The sequence below is a fragment of the Flammeovirga agarivorans genome, from assembly GCF_012641475.1.
In the GTDB taxonomy this organism is placed as follows: Bacteria; Bacteroidota; Bacteroidia; order Cytophagales; family Flammeovirgaceae; genus Flammeovirga; species Flammeovirga agarivorans.
On sequence record NZ_JABAIL010000007.1, the window covers coordinates 180,319 to 204,573 of the forward strand.

Consider the following 24,255-nt stretch of genomic DNA (forward strand, 5'->3'; position numbering starts at 1 on the left):
ACACTATGAGATCATTTTTTGTAGGCATTATTAAGAAAGTCTTATTGGTTTTTGTTGCCGCATTTGAGGCTTTTTTTACGCTGTTTTTTATGGCAAGTATGTTTGTAAGTAGTGCCTTCTATTATGTAATCAGAGTTGTCACATGGCCTATTCGTTTTGTGATGAATGTTTATGAAAAGTTTTTTGGTAAGCCAAAGAAACCCATGTATGAAGTGGGGAGTGAAAAAAGGAAATCCAAAAAAAGAAAATAACTCGACCAATTATGAAATCATTGCTTTTTCTTCCTGATATCTCTGGATTTACAGAATTTATACAAAATACAGAAGTAGAACATAGTCAGCATGTGATTGCTGAACTATTAGATATATTGATCCAATCTAACATTGAAGGATTGGAGTTAGCAGAGGTGGAAGGTGATGCCCTATTTTTCTTTAAAGAAAATGAAGTGCCATCATTAGAACGTCTTCTAGCCCAAGCGGAGCAAATGTATACAGCATTTTATTCCCATCTTGAATTACTAAAGAAGAATAGAGTTTGTCCTTGTAACGCTTGTATGTCGGCACCAAATTTACAATTAAAGATTGTAGCCCATTGTTGTGATATACAGTTTATTAATGTTCAGAACAAGCGTAAGCCTTTTGGTAAAGCAGTTATTCAAGTTCATCGATTATTAAAAAACTCAGTGGACAGTGATAACTATATTCTGATTTCAGATGATCTTAGAAAAGAAATCCATTTATCAGAAAACTATCAATCGAAGCTATTCAATTTTAATAGCTCCAGTGATTTTTATGATGGAGAAGAAATACCCTATGTATACTCTGAAATAAATACCAAAAACCTACAGCTGAAGCCTTATTCTTATGCTCACAAGGTGAATTTGGGAAAACCTCCGACGTTTACTGTAGATCAAGACATACAGGTTTCAAAAGAACAGTTATTGGAATTGATCACCAATTATAAATTCAGGCATGAATGGACTGAGGGAGTAGAAAAGTTTGAATACAATGAAGATGAAGTAACAAGGTTAGGAACAGAACATGTCTGTGTGGTAAATGGAAAACACTTTAACCTTGTGACAGTGACAAAAGATGTTCCGGCGGGTGTTTTAGTTTATGGTGAGTATACAGCCAGCCCTCCAATTGTTAAGTCAATTCATACCTTTTATCAACTGTCTTCTATTGGTACGCATAATACTAAGCTTGAAATTCAGTTACACTTAGAGCCAAAAAACTGGATCAATAAGTTATTTATTGAGTTTTTTGTGAAGAAGCTCTTTTTAAAAAACTCGAAGAAAACCATTGAAGCTCTAAAAGTATATGCTGAAGAATATTATGCTAAAGAAGTAGTATAAACAAAAAAGCCAAGGAAAATGAACCTTGGCTTTTTTGTTATCTATTAAATTATAGCTTTAGGGGAGTAACTTCCAAATAGGATGATCTGGAGATACCACCTGGGTTTAGCCCTGGTTCATCTTCCGGAATATGCTCTCCTAAATTATTAAAGTAATCTACCCAAATAGGGAAATACTCTTTAGTGTCGGGATCTTTGTATGTCATTGGAAAAAGGTGAAAGACTTCTTTGCCTTCATTTGCTTCCTTAAATGTTTCATAGATTAATTCCGAGCAATAATACTTGTCGTTATTAATATCGAAAACCTCATCATACGATTTCCCCAAATATTTAAAAGCATGTTTTGCCGCTTGTTGAGCGATAGATTTATACTCGGGTTTTACACGCCCTAACACTGTGCCACCATTACCAGTATGCTTACCAAAAAACTCTTTGAAAGAAGTTTTCTTTACGCCAGCACTAACCGCTTCGATGATAAATAGTGAATCATTTTCTTCTGCGACAATGGCACAGTGAGAAAAATCTCTACCATTCCATCCTTCTGTTACTTTATTAATAGCAACACAAAAATCTCCACAATCAAGATCTTGGAAAATGATATCACCTGCCTCTAGATCATTGATGGTAGTAGGTTGTTTCTTACAAGAAGCAAACGCTACTAAAACAATTACAAAATGAAGTAAATATTTCATGCTGCAAAGCTATAGGAAACGATCTATTTTAACTATCAAAAAATAATAATTTTACAAGATGAAGGGTTGTGCGTTAACAATGTTAGTGAGGTAAACGGTTTCTAAATATTCCGTAGGAGAAAGTTCCTAACAATGCAAAGACAAAGACAATGACCATACTGTATTCACCATACCCCATTAAGATAAATAGGGGAGCCGTACATCCACCAACTAATGCCCAACCTAGACCAAAAGCGATACCTCCTAAAAGATATCTCCAAGTACTTTTCTGTTTGTCAGCAAGAACGATATCTTTCCCATCAAAATCTTTGATCTGAAAAATCTTAATGACTTGAATACACAGTGCACCAATAACAATGGCTGAACCTATAAATCCATACATATGGAAAGATTCAAAACGGAACATTTCCTGGATTCTAAACCATGAAATAGCTTCACCTTTTGATAAGGCGATTCCAAAAAACACCCCCAGAATTAAATATATTATTGTTCTAATCGGTTTCATATATAATGTATTAAAGAATAAAAGGAAGTATAAGCCAAGTCATGATTAAGCCTCCGATGAAATAACCAATAACGGCAATAAGTGACGGTAATTGTAGATTCGATAATCCACTAATAGCATGTCCAGAAGTACAACCGCCTGCATATCGAGAGCCAAAACCAATTAAGAAACCACCAATACTTAACATACTGATTCCCTTAAAGGAAAAGATGGCATCTTTACTAAAAAGCTCTGTAGGTAATACATAGTGCGAGTCACTTGTAATTCCTAACTGTGCTAAGTGTTCTTGTGTTGCTTTAGAAATTCCTGCTAAGTGATCACCGCCTAGATACTCCATACTGATGTATCCGCCTAGGATACAACCAATTGCAAAGACAAGGTTCCAAGATTCATTTTTCCAATTAAAATTGAAAAAGTCATTCTTCTTACCTGCCCCACATGCTGAGCAAACGATTCTAAAATTGGAAGAAAGTCCTAAGCTTTTTCCAAATAGTAAAAGTAAAGCCATTGTAGCCCCAACGATGGGTCCACTGACATACCAAGGCCAGGGTGCTAATAAAAATTCCATTGTCGTGAAAGTTATTGATAATTATATAATTGAGTAGATGAATCATTTAGCAGTGTGTCGATAGTATCTAACATTAGACACTATCGACAAGCACTATCTTATAAGTTAATTTTTTTCCATGCAGTAAATCCTCCTGCAATATTGTGTATGTTTTTAAACCCATGATGTGCTAAAATTAGAGAAGCTAAGTAGCCTCTAAGTCCTTTGGCACATGTAACATAAATAGGTTTTGATGGGTCAATTTCATCTAAACGTTCTCTTAGAATATCCAGAGGAATATTCAACGCATTTGGATGTATAATTCCAGCGTTTTCTAGTTCTTGTGGATTTCTAACATCTAGAATTGTCATCTCTTCATTTGATTCGAATGCCGCTTTTGCAACACTAACATTTACCTCTTTAAACAATCCTTTTTGAGCATTTTGAGCTACAAATCCAGCCACAATAACAGGATCTTTTGCTGGAGAGAAAGGAGGGGCATAGGCTAGGTCTAAATTTGGTAAATCTTCAATAGTCAATTTTGCATAAATAGCAGTAGCTAATACATCTGTACGTTTGTCTACCCCTTTTTCACCAAACAATTCAGCTCCCAAGATCACATGAGTATCTGGAGTATAATAGATCTCAATATACATGTCTTTACCTCCAGGGTAGAAACCAGGGTGAGAGTTGGCAATAATAAATGTAGATGCATACTTTATGCCTTCTCTTTCTAAGATTTTCGGCCCTGCTCCAGTTCTAGCGATAGTATGATCAAACATTTCCATGATAGCAGTTCCATAACCACCAGGGAAAGTTTCGTTTGCACCAACAGCATTGGCTCCAGCGACTCTACCTCCTTTGTTAGAGTGAGTACCCATTGGGAACCAACCTTCTGAATTGGTTACAATATTTGGTATAGAAGCACAGTCTCCAGCAGCATAGATATCTGGTAAGTTGGTTTCCATTTTTTCATTAACAACCAAGGCTCCGTTAGGGAGGTGAGCAGCACCTTTTGACGTCAACATCTCAGTGATCGGTTTTACACCAATAGACATGATGAGAAAATCGGAAGGGATGACTGTTTCATCACTTAAAGTTAAGTCACCATTTTCATTAATTTTAACCACAGATTTTCCTAGTTCTAAACGAACTCCATTTTCTGATAGTACTTTCTCACCCATTGTGGCAAACTTATCGTCCCAAGGTCCTAAGATATGTTGACCTAATTCTACAATAGTTACCTTTTTGCCAATCTGAACTAAATTTTCAGCTGTTTCTAAACCAATTAATCCTGCTCCAATAATGGTGATATGTTCAGCTGTGTCTAAAGCATTTGATTTGATGATTCTATCAAAGTCTTCAATTGTTTTGGCATGTGCCCACTCCTGATAATCAGTAATTCCTTCAATTTGTGGAGTGATGGCAGTACCACCTGTTGCATACACTAATTTGTCATACTTGTATTCCCCTTTTGGAGTGTATACAGTGTGAGACTCCGGGTCAATATTTGTTACCGGTTCCTCTAAGTGTACATCTATATTAAATCTTTGGCGTAATAGATCTGGCTTTACCACCAAAAGTTTGTTTCTATCTTTAATTCTTCCTGAAAATGCGTAAGGAATACCACAAGTTGCATAGCTGATATTAGCTGTTTTTTCAAACAAAATAATCTCAGCATTTTCATCTGTTCTTCTTGCTTTTGCAGCAGCAGATGGACCTGCAGATAAACCTCCGATAATGATAATACGTTTCTTGTTATCCATTTTCAAACTCTATTTTAATCGCTTATTTTTTTATGATGTTACAAACGTAATAGAGAGAGGATTTTGAAAATGTGACAATTGTTACACAAATGCTTTCAATGTTATGAATTAAACCATTTTTCGAATTCATTAACAACTCACCCAATAAATTATGTGATTCTTATAAATTAATCCATTAAAAATTATACTTTTTGAAAATTGTTTTCTTTCTTGTAAATAACTCTACTTGTACTTGTATTCAATAACATTGATAACTACAAAAAAATATACTAACGGTTTTTTCATCATCATCCTATGCTATCTATTTGTCTTTGCACCTGTGCAAGCTTCTGACACACATCGAAAAGGGATTGATATATTGAAAAAATATGAAGATAAGTGTTACGAGCATATTCGCACTGCTTCAGATTCGACATTATTCTACGCGACAAAAATTCTTGAAGTCAGTAAGATGATAGAAAGTAAGCAGTGGGAAAGTGTCGCTTATCAATTCATGGGGTCTTATTACATCAAGAAAGGACGCATGGCCGTTGGTTTTGATTACGAGTTAAAAGCATTAACGATTTCTGAATCCTTAAAAGATTGGGCTGATGTAGCAACTATCAGTAACAATATTGGTGTATTCTATTTTAGAGACAAAGATTATCGTAAAGCCATAGAATTTTACCATAAGGGTTTAACATCGATCAATAGATTTATGGCTGAATCGGATACCATTCTATTACATCAGAGAGAAAATCAGGTATCGATGATGTTTAATATCGGAGAAGCCTATACTATTCTAAACGAGAATGATTCTGCTTTGTATTACTTGAATGAGTCATTTTTTGAGTCTTTAAAGTATGGTTTTAAAGAACAAGAGTTTTATGTTATTGCAATTCGTTCTCGCGTACTTTTTAACCAAGGAAAGGTAAAACAAGCGATTCAAGAAATACAAGAGGCATTAGCTTATTTCAAGGAGAACAATAATTTTGATGCTTTTTGTGAGTATGAAATCTGGTTGGCTGATTATTACCTGACATTAGATCGGTACATCCTCGCTAAAGAGAAAGCATTAGATGTTTATAATCGAGCAGATATAAAAGACAGCGACTTCTGGAAAATGGAGTCGTCCAAAATGCTATACCAAGTTGAATATAAGAGAAACAATATTGAAAACGCATTCCATCACTATAAAGAATATCAAACAATAAAAGAACAAATTGATAATGTTGATATCAAAGAGAGGATTGCTAAGATCAAAGAAAATTATTCGTCAGAAAAAAGAGAATCGGAGATTTCATCTTTAAAGACAGAGCAAGAGTTAAATCAAAAGGTATTAAAGCAACAACGTCAGTTTATTTTTGTGATGGTTTTGATGTTCCTTTTGATGGTACTAGGCATTTATCTTCTTTTAAAATTTTACCTCAATCTCAAGAAAGCATACAGCCATATTACTGAGAAAAACAATGAAATTGAGGCCCAGAGGGAAGAAATCTTAGCACAAAAAGACCATTTACAAGAATATGTAAAGCTATTAGATACTAAGAATAAGCAAGTGCAATCGGGTATCAATTATGCGAAAAGAATACAGTCTGCGACTTTACCATCAAGAAGAAAGATGGAGAAGTTGTTAGACGACTTAATGATCTTCTACAAGCCATGTGGAGTGGTTTCTGGAGACTTTTATTATTACTCAGGGAAATTATATAAAAACAACGAACGCCTAAGTATAGTTGCCTCTATTGATTGTACGGGGCATGGGGTTCCAGGTGCTTTTATGTCCCTTATTGGTAATGGTATTTTAAATGAAATCATTAAGGTGAAAAACATTCATTCTCCAAAAGAAATACTTGAAGGATTGCACCAACGTTTGCAAACAACCTTAAGTCAATATGAAACTTACGGAGTGCAGGACGGTATGGATATTACGGTGGCTTGTATCAACTACTCAAGAAAGATAGTAACCGTAAGTAGTGCTAAAAACTCTTGGGTTTACTTCCAAAATGGAAAACAACAGGTGGTTAAAGGTGACCGAAGAAGTATTGGTGGAATGGATACAAGATTTAATAGTTTTATTAACCATGAGATAGATATCTCTCAAGGAAGAACTAAATTCTACTTCTATACTGATGGCTACCAAGACCAGCTAGGAGGGCCAAAAGATAGAAAGTTTATGGCCAATAACTTTAGAAACTTGTTGGAAGAAATAAAAGATTTACCTGTCAGAGAACAAGAAAGTGTTCTTGACACTACACTGAACAATTGGAGGAAATATCAAGGGGAGCCGCAAACCGATGATATTTTAATATTAAGCTTTACTGTAGAATAATTTAATTACTCTGATTTTTTCGCTCACAACTACTATTTGATGAAATTTCTGATATACACCCTTATCATTTTTTCTGCTACCTCTATTTATGCAAGCGAAATTGATTCGTTGAGGACAGTTTTTGAGAATTCAACACCGTCTAACAAGTTTAGTACGGGTAGCCAATATTATAACCAGTTACGTTATTCAAAACCCAATGATGCCGTTAGTGGCCTTCAAAAATTGATTTTTGAAGCAGAATCAGCGAATAATATTAATGCTGAAATTGACTTATATGATATTTTGGCAAAGACTTATCTTATTAAAAGAAAGTTGGACAGCCTATACTTCTATTTTGAAAAAGTAGAGCAACTATCAAAAGAGTCAAATAACAATGCAGGCTTAGGTAAGGCATATTCTGGGTTTAGCCTTTATTATAATATCAAAAATAAAGAAGAATGTTTGACGTATTTTGATAAAGCGGTTCAAATATTCAAAGAAGAAGGGATGGAAATTCCATTGGCAGATATTTATAATTCAACAGGACTCTATTATAGAAATCATGGTAATTATGATGAAGCGATGGAACTGTTTAAGAAAGCTCGTTTGATTTATGAACTACATGACCATAAAATGGGTCTATTTAAAGTAGTCAACAACGAAGCTTTAATCTGGAAAAACTTATCAGTTAAAGACAAAGAACTGTTTAAAAAATATATATACAAAGCCATTGAAATGTTCAAATTGGCAGAGGAGTATTCTATAGATTTAAACAACAAACACTATCAGGCTACAGTGGTAACAAATATTGGAGGAGCCTATGATAAGTTATCGAGTCAATTAGATCCGAATACAGAAACTGAGGCGATCTTAGAAACAGTAGACTACAGAATTAGATATTTTAAAAAAGCTCTGCAATTACGTAATGAACTCGGCCAAAATTGTTTTAAAATAGGTATCTATCCATCCATAGCAGAGGCGTATAGAGAATCCAAGAAATATGATAGTGCGATGCTTTATATTAATAAAGGGATTGCATTAGATGCAGAATGTGAAACAAAAGATGAAGATTTACTCTATGTGATTCAAGGCCATATTGAGTACGATCAACAACATTATAACAAAGCAATCACAGCGTTTAAAAAGAGTATCGCTTTATCTAAAAAGACAAAAAATCTAAAAAATGAAGTAGGTACAACAGGTATGTTAGGTCAGGCTTATTTTAATGTAAAAGACTATAAGAATGCTTATCTGACAAATCGAATTCATGATAGTTTATCACAAGCATACCTGAATCTTGAGAAATTTGAAAAGATAGCCAAGCTTGAGGCAAATTATGAAGTCGTTAAAAAAGAAGAAGAGAAGCTTAAGGCTCAACTGACTTACAATGAAGAATTAGCAAAAAAGCAGAATCTTATTCTTTTCTCAATTATACTCATTATCACCTTTGCAGGTGGAGGTGTCTTTTATTACAAGAGCTACAAGGACAAAGACAAAGAATATATATTGTCAGAGGGAAAAAGGGTAGTAATTGAACATAAGCAGAGGTTACTTATCGAGAATGAGAAAAGGTTAAAGGAATTGGATGAGTTTAAATCCCGCTTCTTTTCCAATATATCTCATGAGTTTAGAACCCCTTTAACGCTTATATTAAGTGCAGTAACGGAACTTAGAACAAAAAGTAAGCATAGTCCTCTACACCTTAAAACAATCGAAAGACAGTCAAAACAGCTATTAAGCTTAATCAATCAGATATTAGACCTTTCTTCTTTAGAGAACAATAAAAAACAGAAGGTGAAACTGTCTGAATATAGTATTAATGATACTTTCAAAGTCATGTTAGGTTCATTTGAATCTTTTGCGGAACAGAATGAGGTGAACTTCTCTTGGTCTGTCTTATCAGAAGATAAAAAGGCGCTGATGGATCTCGATAAATTGACCAAAGTGATCAATAATCTAGTTTTCAATGCCTTTAAGTTTACACACCCTCAAGATGAGATCAATGTAACTTTGAAGGAGAAGAATGATCGACTGTCTATTGAGGTATATGATACTGGTGAAGGTATCCCTGCTGCCAACTTGGATAAAATATTTGATCAATATTATCATTCAGAATCTGGTTTAGCGGCTAGTAATGGGATTGGACTTGCATTAACATCAGAATTGATTAAAACAATGGGTGGTAGTATTAGTGTTGATAGTTTAGAAGGACAGTGGAGTAGGTTCACCATTAATATTCTACTTCGAAAAGAAGACTTTGAGGCGGAAAATATTGATGTTGAAATCATAGAACCTGTTCAGTTAGAACCTGTCATTTCTGAAAGTTCTACTACGACTCTTGAAAAGACATTTGATGTGAAGTCAAGCCAAGTAGAGGTGATCGATGCTCATTTACCAACAATTGTTGTGATTGATGATAACAAGGATATTCTTCAATATTTAGAAAGAATGTTGAATGATGAATACAACGTAATTACAGCAGAGAATGGTGAGGTAGGTATAGAACAGACCTTACGCTACGCACCAGACCTTGTGATATCCGATTTAATGATGCCAAAGGTCAACGGTCTAGAGGTACTGGATAAACTTAAAGCAGAAGTTGAATCATCTCATATACCTGTCGTATTACTGACCGCAAAAGCTGATTTAGATACTAAGTTAGAAGGGTACTCATTAAAAGCAGATGCTTTTGTGACAAAACCTTTTGAGAAGCAAGAGTTATTACTGCAAGTAAAAAGTTTGATCAATAATAGAAAGCTAATTCAAGAGAAATTCAGTTCGAATTTTATGCTGAAGAAGGAAATAGCAGACCTACCATCTGAAGATGAGAAGTTAATTAAGAACCTTACTTCTTTTGTAGAAGAGAACTTAGATAATACCGATTTATCCGTTGATGAAGTTGCCAATCACTTAGGAATGAGTAGGAGTCAGCTGCATCGAAAAGTGAAAGCAATCTCGGGACAATCAAGTAGTGTTTTTATAAGAAACATCAGGTTAAGATATGCTCATGAATTAGTTTTAAATACGGATCTTACCATGGCGGAGATTTCTTTTAGAACAGGATTCAATACTCCGAATTATTTTACAAAATGTTTCAATGAATATTATCACATAACACCGAACACTTTAAGAAAAGAAGTGTCCTAAGAAATTGTATAATTTAAATCCAACAATCGATTGCAATAATTATATTTCAAAAAAATATGTTCGTTAAGTACCATATATTTAAGAAAATAATGAAAAATACCTACAAATGGTTATTGAAAAATTCGTTGAAAATATGAATATTTGTATATACTCAAAAAGAAAAAAAATTTAAGTCAAATAAGTAGTTATATAATATCCTCTTGTCGTAGGAGGATACAGAAAGAATCCGCTTCATGAGCGGATTTTTTTGTTAAAATGATCTATTAACAATAATAGTGTAACTATGTGTGTATGATGTTACGTATCAAAGATTGATTTGGATAAACCCAATATGACTACAACAAAAGTTTAACGATTTATATAACAACATTTATTGTTGATGACCTATTATGAAAAAGATAATTTTAGCTACGGTTTCTTTCTTAACAATGTTAATGGTGAACGCGCAAGATGTAGAAGGCATTAAGATTGGGCAAAGCAAACAGAAAGACAAAATCGTATCGATTAAAGGAAATACATATCAGATAATGCCAGTGGAGTCTGATGACTCCGAATTATGTTTAGGCGTAATGATTATGCCGGTGAACAATGATACCTTGGTACCTACAACGTTAAATAAAACACAAGTAGACCAATTTCAATCATCAATGGAAGAAGAATTTGATGTAGCCTTTGATTCTGTATTGGTTTATGATGAAGCAACCATGATGTTTGCCAAAAATAAGGGAGTAGAGTATGAAATTAATATAGAGAAATCTGATGATCAATACGATGCTTTTTTCGTGATTTGGTATAAAGAATTAGAGGAGAACTTAAAAGCATCCACTTCAGTTGTTCATCCTTAATAATTCCTTAGTTTTGTACCCATAAACTTCAAAAATTAATGATTTATGGGTGCAATAATGAATTTTGCTATTTTTCCAATAGACAAAGGTGATCATATTGGAGAATACGTTTCTAAAGTAGTACAACATATTAAAGACTCTGGTCTTACATATCAGTTTTCTCCTATGGGGACGGTAATCGAAGCTGAAACGGTTACTGAATTATTAAAGGTAGTAGACGATGCTTATAAGATTATGGATCCCATCTCTGACCGTATTTATTGTGTAATGAACATGGATTACAATAAAAATAAATCAGGGATGATTAAGGCAAAAACAGAATCTATTGAGAAAAGAATAGGTAAAGTTTAGGCTGAAATAAGAGAAGAGAACATTGGATGTTCTCTTTTTTTATTGAAAACATTTCCGAGCATAGGTAGTTAATTCTCTGTAACACTTATGTAGACCATGAAAAATTATCTAATAATAGGAGGGGCATCCGGAATAGGAGAAGCATTAGTAAAAACACTTGCAGAAAGTGGAAATAGAGTATTTGCAACTTATAATAAGACAATGCCTACGTTTGAGAACGAAAATACACATTACCAACAGTATGATGTACTTTCGGAGACCAATAACTTTGATCAGCTTCCAGATGAACTAAATGGAGTAGCATATTGTCCTGGTAGTATAAACCTGATGCCTTTTACAAGATTAACACCTCAAAGTTTTATTGATGATTTTCAGCTTCAAGTCAACGGAGCCGTAAAGGTTTTACAAGCAGTGATCAATAAACTGAGAAAATCACAAGGGAGCATTGTATTGTACTCAACAGTTGCAGTGCAGACAGGTTTTAAGTTTCATACTCAAGTAGCTGCATCAAAAGGTGCGATAGAAGGGTTAACAAAAGCATTGGCAGCAGAATATGCTCCAAAAGTTAGAGTAAATGCAATAGCACCATCATTAACCGATACTCCTTTGGCATCAAAATTACTTAGTGATGAATCAAAGAAGGAAGCGAATGCCAGTACTCACCCATTAAAGAGAATTGGTGAGGCTGAAGATATTGCAAGATTATCTGCTTTTCTTTTATCGGATCAATCCTCTTGGATGACAGGACAAATCTTGCATGTGGATGGAGGTATATCAACACTTAAATTATAATCATCATGTTTGGACTATTTAAAAAGAAATCACCCAAAGAAAAACTAGAAGCGAAATACAAGAAGCTTTTGGAAGAATCACATCGTTTGTCGCATACAGATCGAAAAGCTAGCGATCTTAAAATGTACGAAGCGAACGAAGTGCTAAAAGAATTAGAAAAATTATAAGCGGTTTAAATATCGTATTATGTTAAGGTTTGTGGTTATTAGATACCGCAAACCTTTTTTTAATATTATTTACTAATAAGATTAAATAATGATCAACATCACTTTCAATTAAATTAAACCACACCACTTTTGTTTCGCATTGGTTCCGCAAGGAATAACAGGGAATCTAGTGAAAATCTAGAACTGTACCCGCAACTGTAAAAGTTCAAAAAGTCATTTTTCAATAGGCCATTGTAATATACGAGAAGGCGAAAAGTGAGAACTAAGTCAGGAGACCTACCAAGCATTTATTTTTTAGACAAAACTTCGGGAATAAAGTTTGAAAAATTTCATGGTACCACTTGGTAGATCCCCTCTATCGAAGAAATATAAGCTTACCTAGAGTTTTGTCACCTAATTTTTATTATTAAAAGCAAAGTGATGAACAAACAATTTACAAGACAATCATTCTATTTCGTAATACTCTTATTATTTGGACTATTCAGTTGTGATAAAGAAGAGGCATCAATCACTGCATATACTGTTGATTTTGATTGTAATGGTGGTACAAAAATAGAAAGCCAAGAAGTTTTAGCGGGCGAAAAGGTGACTACGCCAACGGATCCTACGAAAGAGGGTCACGAATTTTTATATTGGACGAAAAATGATCAAGAATACGATTTTTCAAAAGAAGTAGTTGATGATTTTACATTAACGGCGTTATGGGAAGAAATCGAAGTCACTTATCAAGTCACATATAAATTTGACAATGGACAAGAAGATAGTGTAGCTACTGTCATCGAAAATAATCTATTAGAAGCTCCTCAAATCCCACTAAAAGAAGGGTTTATCTTTAAATTCTGGTCTGAAGATGGTGCTGAATTTAAATTTGGAGAGGCTGTAACTTCTAATATTGAACTGACGGCAATTTATGAAGAAGTCATTGATCAGTATGTTGTTTCCTTTGACCCAAATAATGGTGAGCAAATGACATTAGTAACGGTCGATGAAGATACTGAAGTAACTGAACCTGAAAATCCACAAAAGGAAGATTATGAGTTTCTAGGATGGTTTTTAAATGATGAACTTTATGATTTTACTTCAAAAGTTAATGGTGATATTACTTTAATAGCAAAGTGGAAAATCGTAGCAGGAGAAACTACATTTGAATATGCGACCATTTCAAGAGATGATTTTAATAGTTTAAGTAACGGGGATCATATTATGGTAAAAGCTCAACTCAATTACCTATCTAGAGGTTGGGCTTGGGGTACTGAGGTTTACCTTGTTGATAATAAAGAAAATAGCTCAAAAGACTTATATAGCCATTCAAACTACGGAATGTTCACTTTCCCATTATCAGTAGCAAGCGATGACCCAATGATGGGCGGTACTTATGTATTTAATCTAGTAAAAGATGTTTACATGTCATCACCTCAATTAGGTTTTGGATATATGCGAAATGAGGAATTTGATGAAACGGGAACTCCTGCTTATGATGGTGGAAAATGGAATGCACCTATGCGTTACGGAATCGAGTTTTTCGATGAAATTATTAGAGGTAACGTTAGAGAAGTGAATTATTCTGCTGAAAAAGGTTTATCAGTAGTTGTTGGTACTGAGGAAGTAATGATTAAAAAGAGAGTGGAGGATGGCCAAGGGAATATCACATACGAGAATTTATCCGAAAGTGATACATCTTTATTTGACGACCATCTAGAACAGAATAGATATATCTACACTATCCAAGTAGAAGGTGAAACAGTTTCTGTTTTAAACAAAGATACATTGCAAGTTTACGCTTCAATCTTACCCTAAACACTAACTAAGAGGGAATACGTAAAAGTATTCCCTCCAAACGATTCTAATTATGAAAAATATTTTAAAAATACTTCCAGTAATACTCATTTTTGGGTGTGATAATTCAGAGATTGAAGACACAAGCTATAAACATATTGATAATCCAGATGCACAACCTTATATCTCAGAGGTAATAGATTTCAAACCTGCTCCCGGTCAGTTTATGAATAAGGTAGAAAATGATTTTGAAGCAGCAGAAAACATTGTAGGTAATACAGATCAATTTATCTCATTAGGTGCATTTGGAGGAGAGGTAACCTTTAAATTTGATCACTCGATCCTTAATAAGGACGGAAATGATATAGCCATTTATGCTAACTCGTTTGAAAACTCCAGTGAACCTGGAATTGTTATGGTATGTCAAGATTTGAATCACAATGGCTACCCTGATGATAATGAGCCTTGGTACGAACTGAAAGGATCAGAATATAATGCATCAACGACAAAGCATAATGTGAGTATCACTTACTACAGACCTACGGAAAATGATCATATTATTCCATATAAAATGGAATGGAATGGAGAAGAGCAAACAGGTGAGTTCGATTTGACAGCAATAATTCCTTATCATGATCAACCTATGTTTCCAACATGTTATTTAACAGATGAGATTACATTTTCGGGAACATTATTAGCCTCTAATGTGATAAAAGAAGGGGACATATATTATAATCCTAAATACGAATGGGGATATTGTGATAATGCAGGATATGAAAATGAAGGAATACTAAGAAGTGCAGATGTATTTGATATTTCTAATGCAGTTGATGATAATGGACAAGCTGTTCATTTGATCGCAATTGATTTTGTAAAAGTGTATACAGCAACTTTTGATAATTCGGGTTGGTTGGGAGAAAGATCAACAGAAGTATTTAAAGCCGCAGATATTTCTTTACTAAGTGATGAAGAGTAAGCTTTTCTTGTGTGGCCTCTTTCTATTCTTTACTTCTTCTACCTTTTCTCAAACATTTGATACAGCAAGAGTCTTAAATGAAGTAGAAGTAATTGGACAAAGAGTTACAGAGAGAATTAGTTTTAAGTCAACCACCATAAATAAAGAAAGAATACAGGAAAATCTCTCTGCATCTTTAGGGGAGTTGTTGACTTTAAATACTCCCATTTTCATTAAAAGTTATGGTGCTGGTGGAACTGCAACACCGTCTTTCAGAGGAACAGGAGCTAGCCATACCAAAGTATATTGGAATGGGATCAACTTAAATTCACCAATGCTAGGTCAAGTAGACTTATCCTTATTTCCTGTGGCATTTACAGATGAAGTAACGGTAAACTATGGAGGGTCGAGTTTATTGTATGGTACAGGAGGTTTGGGTGGTGGTATCCAAATGAATAGTAATTTAAATTGGGATGGTAAGACTCATGTATTACTATCCCAAACGGCGAACACATTGCAAAATTATATAAGCAATGCCAGCGTCACTTTAGGGAATGAAAGAATACAGAGTACAACAAAAGTATTCTATAAGGATGCTGGTAATTACTTTACTTTCGTCAATCCATTACAACCTGGTAATCCCACTTGGGAAAACAATCATTCTGCACAAATACAATACGGGGTTTTACAGGAAGTAGGTTGGAGAATAGATGACTATCAACAAATAAAGTTAGATTTTTGGTATCAGGAAAGTGATCGGGAGTTAACCCCTTCAATGGACAGTCAGGAAGGTGATTCATGGCAAAGTGATGCCTCAACAAGAGTATTACTTAATTGGAATTATAATAAAAACGATTTGACTATCGATGCATCCACCGCCTTTGTACAAGAATCACTTTGGTACCGGAAAGAGTTGAATAATGATGAAAATCCAAAACTAAGCACATCAGATAGTAAAACGTATCAATGGCATAATCATTTACGAAGTGATTATCAACTATACGAAAACTTTACAATAAAAGGTGGTGTAGATTTGGTTATGGATCAAGTGAATAGTAATGCTTATCAATCCACTCAAGATACTACGAGTCATTTGGTTCATCAAAATACTTTAGATGTTTATGCAGGTTTTGATTGGTGGGTGCTACCTCATCTATCGATCAGTACATTATGTAGGCAAGAATGGATTGATTTTAACCAAAAGCCATTTTTACCCTCTATTGGTGTAGAATATAATCCATATGAAAATGATTTCTGGCAGCTTTCCGTAAGAGGGAATAGTTCTAAAAATTTTAATGCTCCTTCTTTAAATGATAGATATTGGTACCCGGTAGGAAACCCTGATTTATTACCCGAAGAGGGGTGGACCCATGAAGGTACTTTGGAAATAAAATATCAGGATGAAAATTGGTTGTTCAAATATGAGTGTACAGCTTTTAATAGTTTAATTAATAATTGGATCATTTGGAAGCCAGCTGTCAGTAATTTATGGAGACCTGAAAACCTAAAAAAAGTACATAGTAGAGGAGTTGAACAAATCATTACCACTTCTTATTCTAAGGACGATTTTTCTATCCTTTTGTATGGATCTTTATCCTTTGTGAAATCTGAAAGTATTGAGGCTTACGATGAGTTGGACAATTCAGTAGGGAAGCAGTTAATCTATACACCGGTGGGTTCTTTTCAAGGGTATATACGCTGTAATTATAAATCAATATATACAATTATTGAGCAACAAATGTATGGTAAACGATATACTCAAAGTGATGGTAGTGAATATTTACCACCCTACTATCTCACCAACTTGGTATTAGGAAAGCAATGGAATTTAGGATCACATACGATTGATCTAAAAGGTAGAATTGAGAATGTTTTTGGATATTATTATCAATCAATAGCAAGAAAACCAATGCCCACTCAAGTATATCAAATCAGTCTAACCTATAAAATATAAGTGATGAAAAAGTTAATGATGGTTTTTCTACTTTTAGTAGGTTGTAATGAAGTAGAAGATAGTATGCCAATTTCTGATGAGAAAGAAATACCAGAATCTCTACAATTGACGGATGGAGTTTTTGTAATTAATGAAGGGAATTTTGACTGGGGACATGGTACACTATCACATAAAAAATACGATTCGGATACGGTCTATAATGAAATATATAAGCAAGTAAATAGTTTCGAAATAGGTAATGTCGCTCAATCCATGACAATTATCGGAGACCTAGGGTATATCTGTGTAAATAATTCCTCAAGAGTTGATGTTATTGAAACAAAAACATCGAAGTGGGTGGATAGAATAGATCTACCGAAAAGTAGTCCACGCTATCTTTTACAGATTGATGAAAGGAAATCTTATGTAACAGATTTATATGCTGACCGTTTTTATGTTGTTGACCACAATAATTTCTCACTTTCCAAAGAAGTAAAAGTAAGTGGATGGACGGAAAAAATGTGTCTATTGGATCAATATGTTTATATGACTGTTACCAGAACGGTTTTCGATAAAAGGCAAGGAGGACAGTTATTACTTAAAATAAATAAAGCAACAGATCTAGTTGAAGATAGCCTTGCTTTGCCGTATGGTCCGATTGATCTTCAGAAAGATAAAAACAATAAAATTTGGATACTTTGTAATGGTGGACTGGATAAAGAAGATGCCGCCATTGTAAAGGTAGATCCCAAGACTTTTACTATACAAGACCAGATAACTTTCACAAAGGATGACTATTTGAGTATGCCTTCAAGGCTTAGAATCAATAATGAAAAAGATGAGTTATTCTATATAAGAAAGAATATTTACAGACTGCCTATAGATAATTCTCCTTTAACCCCCGAATTAATGATAGAAAAAGGGAAACGTTTATTTTATGGTCTAGGAGTCTCTCCACATAATAACGATATCTATGTGACAGATGCTATCGATTATGTGCAAAAAGGGTGGGTCTTCAGATATTCTCAGATGGGAGTAAAGTTAGATTCTTTTCAAGTTGGGGTTATTCCTAATGAGATTGTCTTCCAATAATTTACTCTATTTGATGAGTAAAACTTTATACTTGATATTATTCTTTATCTAAAATTGATGTATATTCATTACTACAATTCATTAACCTAACTATCTCATAAATGGATTTAACGCAGAATAAAGAAAATGCGATAGCTTTCTATCGAATGGCTTATGAAGGTAACCCCAAAAAAGCAGTGGATCTTTATGTTGGTGATCAATACATTCAACACAACCCTGATGTAAGCGATGGACTTACGGGCTTTATAGAGTACTTTGAAAGAATGCAAAAAGAATACCCTGAAAAGTCTATTGAATTTGTAAGATGTATAGCTGAAGGAAATCTTGTTGCTTTACATACCCATCAAACATGGCCTGATGATGACCAATATGTAACTATGGATTTCTTTAGGTTTGATGAGAAGGGAAAAATTTGTGAGCATTGGGATGCAATACAACAGATTCCAAAACAAAGTGCCAACGACAACACTATGTATTAAAAGAACCGATCAATTATTTAATTCTCTTCAAACTACTTCTACATGTATACGCAACGAAATTATTCCATAGGAACAATGGCGTTATGGACAAGAAGGTACATTTATATGTTCTTGTTTATATCTGCTATACCTACGGCTTTATATGTTTTATTGGATTGGAAGTTTATCCACCTACCTTGGTTACCTATTGCTCTAGTTGGTAGTGCGCTTGCATTTATCATTGGTTTTAAAAACAATGCATCCTACGGAAGGTTATGGGAAGCAAGAAAAATATGGGGAGGAATTGTAAATACTTCTCGATCTTTTACCATTATGGTCAATGATTTTATTACCAACCAATATGCAGATAATGATCTATCACAAGAAGAGTTATTTGCGATTCGAAAAACAATTATACTAAGACATATAGCATGGATGACTTGTTTAAGACATGCATTGAGAACACCAAAACCTTGGGAGATGTCTCATATCAATGCTTCTGATAAAGAATATATGGATGATATTGTTATCAATGAAAGGAAATATACTTTAAAAGAAGAACTGACAGGATATTTATCTGAGGAAGAAATTAATCACGTTTTAAGTCAAGGAAATAAGCAATCGGCTTGTCTAAACCTTCAATCAAAACATTTAAGAGTCTTACAAGAAGATAAACGAATTTGGGAATTCTCATTCTTAGAAATGGAAAAACAAATTATCGAGATGTTTGCACTTCAAGGTAAATCAGAAAGAATAAAGAACTTTCCATATCCTCGACAATTTGCAACGTTGAATAGGTTTTTCGTTTGGATTTTTGTGCTACTATTACCTATTGGCTTAATCAATGTTTTTGATGAAATTGGTTTAACAATTTTAAAAGAAAATTCTACTAATTGGTATGGATATCTTGGGAATTATTTCGCCTGGTTAACGATACCCTTTAGTATCGTTATCTCTTGGATTTTCTTTACAATGGAGCGAATTGGAGAAGTTTCTGAAAACCCATTTGAAGGAGTAGCCAACGATGTGCCAATAACAACAATGGCAAGAGGAATAGAGATAGATATTAGACAAATGATTGGTGATAACAAGGAAGAAATACCGTTTCCTATTGAACACCAAAGAGATATACAGATGTAATTAAATAATGAACAAACAACATATGATAGCATTAGTAACCGGAGCAAATAAAGGGATTGGATTGGAAACTGCTACACAATTGGCAGGGTTAGGTCATAAAGTTTATTTAGGAGCAAGAGATATTGAAAAAGGAAATGCAGCTAAATCAAAAATAAACAACTCCGAAAATATTGAAGTGATAGAGCTGGATGTATCAAAAGAAGATTCTATCCAAAAGGCTTTCGAAAGGATAAAACTTGAAAATGGCAGATTGGATATATTGGTCAATAATGCCGCGATAAACTATGATACATGGCAAGATGCATTATCGGCCGATTTGAACAATGTAAGAGAAACATTAGAAACTAATTTATTTGGTGCTTGGAAAATGATTCAAACATTTTTGCCTTTAATGCAGCAAAATAATTATGGTAGAATTGTTAATGTAAGTAGTGGATCAGGAGCCATTACCAATATGACAGTAGGGACACCGGGATATTCTATCAGTAAAGCATCATTAAATATCTTGACGATTAATTTTGCTCATATAGCATCGAATTACGATATCTTGATTAATTCTGTTTGTCCAGGTTGGGTAAAAACTGATATGGGAGGAGCAGGAGCGAACAGATCTGTAAGCGAAGGAGCTGAAACAATTATATGGGCGGCATTACTTCAAAAAGGAGCTGCTTCAGGAAAGTTTTTCAGAGATAAGAAAGAAATTCCTTTTTAGATGACATCCACTTAATAGCAAAAACAAAATGAAGAAATTACATATAATATAACGTCTGTATTAAGGTTAGGTGATAAACTGTTAAGTGAATTTACCAAAAAAGAATTAGGCTTACCGAATTTTTGAGCCTCAAAAGAAAATCAACAATGTATCAAAGTATTGTTGATTTTTTTATTTAAAAATAGATTAAATAAATCTATGATAATCAGTAAAATAATCTTATTTTCAATTTACAGAATTATATAACTACTGATTTATTTACATTTGTTTAAACAATTTATACTACTTAGTTGTTATCACAATTACTCAATTAATATTATTTGGTAACGATCACTCTAGACTTTTATGTTATCTAACTCCTTTTACCAGTTCAAACGAGAACAAAGAATTAAAGCTACGATAGATGAAGTGTGGGATTTCATTTCATCTCCAAAAAACCTTAAAGAAATAACTCCTGATTACATGGGTTTTGATATTACGAATACAGACATTCCAGAAAAAATGTATGCCGGAATGATCATCACCTATAAAGTGAGTCCAATGTTAGGCATCAAGATGGATTGGATGACCGAAATAACACATGTCAGGGATAGAAAATATTTCGTAGATGAACAAAGAGTAGGACCATATTCTTTATGGCACCATCAACATATACTAGAAGAAATAGATGGCGGTGTTTTAATGAAGGATATTGTTACTTATTCACCTCCTTTTGGTTTTCTTGGAGCGATTGCTAATTCTTTTATGATCGAGAAGAAACTAAAAGAAATTTTCCTGTACAGACGAAGAGTGCTTCGAAATAAATGGGGAGAATTACCAAAATACAATAATTATATTTTCGACTAAATTTATTAACCATGAAAAAATTAAGCTTACTCATTCTACTTTCAACGTTTCTTTTTTGCTTGGCATGTTCTGAAGGTGAACTAGAAACACCACAACCTACCACTCCTCCTACAACAAATGATCCGATGGATGATGATGACGATGATCAATCGGATGATATGGATGGAGATGCTGTCACTTACACTAATAGTGTATCAACAATTCTCGCATCCAATTGTAATTCTTGCCATAATGGGGCAAACCCTAGTGGAGGGCTAAGTTTGGATTCTTATACTGCAGCTAAGAACGGTACACAAAATGGAAATGTGTTAAGTAGAATAAGAGATGTAAACAATCCAATGCCTCAAGCTGGACTAATGTCAGAGGATAATATTAAAGCCATTGAAGATTGGGCAGAAGGAGGGTTCTTAGAATAATGTATAAATTAATATGTTTTTTATTCGCTACCTTTTTGTTTCATTATTCACATGCACAGAAGTTTATAACAAAAACAGGTGTTTGTGAATTTTCGGCATCAGTTCCAGCTTTTGAACCTATCGAAGCAAAATCGGAAAAAATGTTGGGTGTTTTAAATTCCGAGAATGGAGAGGTAGCTGCATTGGTAGAAATTACTACGTTCAATTTTCCTATCTCATTAATGCAGGAACATTTTAATGAGAACTACATGGATTCTCATAAATTTCCAAAGGCTACATTTACGGGTAAGATTAATGATTTCCAATTATCTGCTGACAGTACTAGAAGTAAGGTAAATGGTAAGTTGACTATTCATGGAGTGGAAAAAGGGATTGAAGCTGATATTGTATACTTAGGAACACAAGGTTCAGTATATGTTCGTAGCAATTTTGTCATCCGACCTGAAGATTTTAAGATAAAAATACCTAAAGTGATCACAAAGAAGATTGCTGAAGAGGTAAACGTAGAACTGATATTGAATTTAAAACCAAAAGAATGAAACAAATACTATTACTAACTTTTCTCTTTCTTTCCACTATTACAATCGCTCAAGATGACTTACTCAATGATTTAGAAGAGGAGGTAGAAATTGAGAAATTTGAATTACCAGCTTTCAAAGCGACAAAAATAATTAACGGACAATCTACCAAGCTGGCTAAGAAGAAAGACTTTCATCTGATTATTGCTCATAGATTTGGAAGCATTAAAGATGGAATTTCTACTTTTTTTGGTTTAGATAATGCCAACACTTACTTAGGTTTACTTTATGGGATTACAGACAAATTAAATGTAAGTATAGGAAGGGAATCTTACCGAAAAACCGTCACAGGAGCTGTAAAATATAAATTCGTAGAACAGTCAGAAAAGATGCCATTACATATTGTAGGGTATGTCGCGATGTATGCCAATACACAACTATCGGATCAAACATTCCCTGATCTTACCAATGTAGACCGTTTAAGTTACCTCTATCAGCTGATGTTTTCTAGGAGATTCAATGAGAATTTATCATTGGAATTATCACCAAAGTTCATCCGACAAAATTTAAAGTATAGTGATTATGATGTCTATAACTATATGATTCTAGGAATAGGTGGAAGGTATAAAGTATCAAAAAGAGTAGCTATTACTGCAGAGTATGATTATAACTTCTCAAGACCAAGTGAAAACCCTTATCAGAACCCATTATCAGTAGGTGTTGATTTAGAAACTGGTGGGCATGTATTTCAATTGCTATTTTCAAATGGTCAATCTACTTTGGAACCTTCTTATCTAACTTATGCTTCGGGAGATTGGAGTGATGGAGAGATCTATTTTGGGTTTAATATTGTTCGAGTGTTTTAAACGGGCATAAATAAGAAAAAATACCGCATGTATATTTAAGTGGTTTTGCCATTTTATGCTTTGTTTCATCATTTTTTGTCAATGAATATAAATTATTTATCATTCGTGGAGGTCATCATGTTTATTTGTATTAATAACGAACTTCTCTAAATTTCATCGTAGATGAATCTTGATAAAATTTTACATATATTCATTTTAATATCCTTCAGCATTCTTACTGGTTGTAAAACTATTGAAAATAAGAATGAGTTACCCTTAAGACAAACATTTCAAGTAGTTAATACTGAGTTGATTACCCCAACATTAAGTCAAATTTCAGGTATAGCTATTTCAAATGGAAATGATAAAGTATGGGTACATGAAAGCACTGTAAATGACCCTTATATATATTCTTATAATGTCAATAATGGAAAATTATTAGATAAAATCTTTGTGCGCGGTACTTCAATAGGTTGGGAAGACCTTTCTACTAGTCACATAGATGGCAAAGTAATGATCCATATTGGTGATACAGGAAATCCTGATTTAAAGAGGGAATCTATCCAAGTGTACTCTTTTAATGAGTGCGATATCTTTGATAATTTTGTTGCACCAACAGTAAAAGAATACTTATATCCCCATAATAAACCGAGAGATATAAAAGGGTTAATAGTACATGAGTCCTCAGAACAATATTACTTCTTCTCATATGATGAAAGAGGTTGCGAAATCTTTACTATGCCAGTAGAAACAAAAAATGGTACTTTAAAGAAAGTAGGAGAGCTCAACCTGAAAAATGTAAGATCAGTAGATATCTCAGACAATGGACAACATTTGGCTATTATTGCAGATGAATCAGTACATATCTGGGATCTGAAAAATGATAAATCACTTATCTATAATTTAATGTATAACCATCCTATCTTTAGTAAGACTTCTATGAAGTCAGATTATAAGGGTGTGTGTTTTAAAGAAGATAATTCATTTATATTAATCAGTAAAGCAAAACATAAAGAAGCTTTAATACTAAGGAACTTTAAGCAAGAATACGTTAGTATGAACCTTTAAGCAAAACGCCACATAGATATTCAATTCTATGTGGCGTTTTT

At 33.8% G+C, this 24,255-nt stretch carries 24 protein-coding genes and 1 riboswitch; of the genes, 20 read left to right on the top strand and 4 right to left on the bottom strand.

Annotation, left to right across the window (positions count from 1 at the left end):
- The first annotated feature begins 5 nt into the window (after window positions 1-5).
- Both HGP29_RS20785 and HGP29_RS20790 read left to right on the top strand, forming a co-directional pair.
- A complete protein-coding gene (locus HGP29_RS20785) occupies window positions 6-251 on the top strand; it encodes a hypothetical protein (RefSeq protein ID WP_168884362.1) in 246 nt (81 codons plus the stop codon).
- 11 nt (window positions 252-262) lie between these two features.
- Entirely contained in the window at window positions 263-1,354 is a 1,092-nt protein-coding gene (locus tag HGP29_RS20790) for a DUF2652 domain-containing protein (RefSeq protein WP_211093358.1), read from the top strand.
- Window positions 1,355-1,403: 49 nt separating this feature from the next.
- Here the strand turns inward: HGP29_RS20790 and HGP29_RS20795 are convergent, their stop codons facing one another.
- The 4 genes from HGP29_RS20795 to HGP29_RS20810 all read right to left on the bottom strand — a co-directional run bounded on the left by HGP29_RS20795 (window position 1,404) and on the right by HGP29_RS20810 (window position 4,863).
- On the bottom strand, window positions 1,404-2,045 hold the full coding sequence (locus tag HGP29_RS20795; protein ID WP_168884363.1) for a YiiX/YebB-like N1pC/P60 family cysteine hydrolase: 642 nt from the start codon (window positions 2,043-2,045) through the stop codon (window positions 1,404-1,406).
- Window positions 2,046-2,127: 82 nt separating this feature from the next.
- On the bottom strand, window positions 2,128-2,550 hold the full coding sequence (locus HGP29_RS20800; protein WP_211093359.1) for a YeeE/YedE thiosulfate transporter family protein: 423 nt from the start codon (window positions 2,548-2,550) through the stop codon (window positions 2,128-2,130).
- A 10-nt stretch (window positions 2,551-2,560) separates the two neighbouring features.
- Entirely contained in the window at window positions 2,561-3,118 is a 558-nt protein-coding gene (locus tag HGP29_RS20805) for a YeeE/YedE family protein (protein WP_168884364.1), read from the bottom strand.
- A 98-nt stretch (window positions 3,119-3,216) separates the two neighbouring features.
- Window positions 3,217-4,863: an FAD-dependent oxidoreductase gene (locus tag HGP29_RS20810; RefSeq protein WP_168884365.1), complete on the bottom strand. Its 1,647-nt coding sequence runs from the start codon at window positions 4,861-4,863 to the stop codon at window positions 3,217-3,219.
- Window positions 4,864-5,110: 247 nt separating this feature from the next.
- Between HGP29_RS20810 and HGP29_RS20815 the strand changes: the two genes are divergently transcribed.
- From HGP29_RS20815 to HGP29_RS20900, 18 genes are all read left to right on the top strand, one after another.
- Window positions 5,111-7,174, top strand: coding sequence for a SpoIIE family protein phosphatase (locus HGP29_RS20815; protein WP_168884366.1), 2,064 nt, complete (start codon window positions 5,111-5,113; stop codon window positions 7,172-7,174).
- Window positions 7,175-7,213: 39 nt separating this feature from the next.
- A complete protein-coding gene (locus HGP29_RS20820) occupies window positions 7,214-10,300 on the top strand; it encodes a response regulator (RefSeq protein ID WP_168884367.1) in 3,087 nt (1,028 codons plus the stop codon).
- A gap of 389 nt (window positions 10,301-10,689) precedes the next feature.
- On the top strand, window positions 10,690-11,145 hold the full coding sequence (locus HGP29_RS20825; RefSeq protein WP_168884368.1) for a hypothetical protein: 456 nt from the start codon (window positions 10,690-10,692) through the stop codon (window positions 11,143-11,145).
- 45 nt (window positions 11,146-11,190) lie between these two features.
- Window positions 11,191-11,496, top strand: coding sequence for a thiamine-binding protein (locus HGP29_RS20830; RefSeq protein ID WP_168884369.1), 306 nt, complete (start codon window positions 11,191-11,193; stop codon window positions 11,494-11,496).
- 96 nt (window positions 11,497-11,592) lie between these two features.
- On the top strand, window positions 11,593-12,288 hold the full coding sequence (locus HGP29_RS20835; RefSeq protein ID WP_168884370.1) for an SDR family NAD(P)-dependent oxidoreductase: 696 nt from the start codon (window positions 11,593-11,595) through the stop codon (window positions 12,286-12,288).
- Window positions 12,289-12,293: 5 nt separating this feature from the next.
- Window positions 12,294-12,455: a Lacal_2735 family protein gene (locus tag HGP29_RS20840; protein ID WP_168884371.1), complete on the top strand. Its 162-nt coding sequence runs from the start codon at window positions 12,294-12,296 to the stop codon at window positions 12,453-12,455.
- 123 nt (window positions 12,456-12,578) lie between these two features.
- A riboswitch (cobalamin riboswitch) is annotated at window positions 12,579-12,753 on the top strand.
- Between the two features lie 122 nt (window positions 12,754-12,875).
- Window positions 12,876-14,252: an InlB B-repeat-containing protein gene (locus HGP29_RS20845; RefSeq protein ID WP_168884372.1), complete on the top strand. Its 1,377-nt coding sequence runs from the start codon at window positions 12,876-12,878 to the stop codon at window positions 14,250-14,252.
- A gap of 52 nt (window positions 14,253-14,304) precedes the next feature.
- Window positions 14,305-15,207 carry a PKD domain-containing protein gene (locus HGP29_RS20850; RefSeq protein WP_168884373.1) on the top strand — a complete coding sequence of 301 codons (903 nt, stop codon included), beginning with the start codon at window positions 14,305-14,307 and terminating at the stop codon, window positions 15,205-15,207.
- Window positions 15,197-17,140, top strand: coding sequence for a TonB-dependent receptor plug domain-containing protein (locus HGP29_RS20855; protein ID WP_168884374.1), 1,944 nt, complete (start codon window positions 15,197-15,199; stop codon window positions 17,138-17,140). Before HGP29_RS20850 ends, HGP29_RS20855 begins: the two co-directional genes overlap by 11 nt.
- Window positions 17,141-17,143: 3 nt before the next feature.
- Entirely contained in the window at window positions 17,144-18,211 is a 1,068-nt protein-coding gene (locus tag HGP29_RS20860) for a DUF5074 domain-containing protein (RefSeq protein WP_168884375.1), read from the top strand.
- Between the two features lie 101 nt (window positions 18,212-18,312).
- A complete protein-coding gene (locus HGP29_RS20865) occupies window positions 18,313-18,690 on the top strand; it encodes a nuclear transport factor 2 family protein (RefSeq protein ID WP_168884376.1) in 378 nt (125 codons plus the stop codon).
- Between the two features lie 42 nt (window positions 18,691-18,732).
- On the top strand, window positions 18,733-19,809 hold the full coding sequence (locus HGP29_RS20870) for a bestrophin family protein (RefSeq protein ID WP_168884377.1): 1,077 nt from the start codon (window positions 18,733-18,735) through the stop codon (window positions 19,807-19,809).
- Between the two features lie 7 nt (window positions 19,810-19,816).
- Window positions 19,817-20,521, top strand: a complete 705-nt coding sequence (locus tag HGP29_RS20875) for an SDR family oxidoreductase (protein WP_211093360.1) — start codon at window positions 19,817-19,819, stop codon at window positions 20,519-20,521.
- Between the two features lie 345 nt (window positions 20,522-20,866).
- Complete coding sequence (locus tag HGP29_RS20880) at window positions 20,867-21,367, top strand: SRPBCC family protein (protein ID WP_168884378.1); 501 nt, start codon at window positions 20,867-20,869, stop codon at window positions 21,365-21,367.
- Between the two features lie 11 nt (window positions 21,368-21,378).
- Window positions 21,379-21,783, top strand: coding sequence for a hypothetical protein (locus tag HGP29_RS20885; RefSeq protein WP_168884379.1), 405 nt, complete (start codon window positions 21,379-21,381; stop codon window positions 21,781-21,783).
- Between the two features lie 35 nt (window positions 21,784-21,818).
- Window positions 21,819-22,322 carry a YceI family protein gene (locus HGP29_RS20890; protein ID WP_168884380.1) on the top strand — a complete coding sequence of 168 codons (504 nt, stop codon included), beginning with the start codon at window positions 21,819-21,821 and terminating at the stop codon, window positions 22,320-22,322.
- Window positions 22,319-23,167 carry a DUF5777 family beta-barrel protein gene (locus HGP29_RS20895; protein WP_168884381.1) on the top strand — a complete coding sequence of 283 codons (849 nt, stop codon included), beginning with the start codon at window positions 22,319-22,321 and terminating at the stop codon, window positions 23,165-23,167. The genes HGP29_RS20890 and HGP29_RS20895 overlap by 4 nt, the downstream gene beginning before the upstream one ends.
- Before the next feature lie 162 nt (window positions 23,168-23,329).
- The gene (locus tag HGP29_RS20900; protein WP_168884382.1) at window positions 23,330-24,214 is read left to right on the top strand and encodes a hypothetical protein; all 885 of its coding nucleotides are present in this window, start codon (window positions 23,330-23,332) and stop codon (window positions 24,212-24,214) included.
- Window positions 24,215-24,255: the final 41 nt, after the last annotated feature.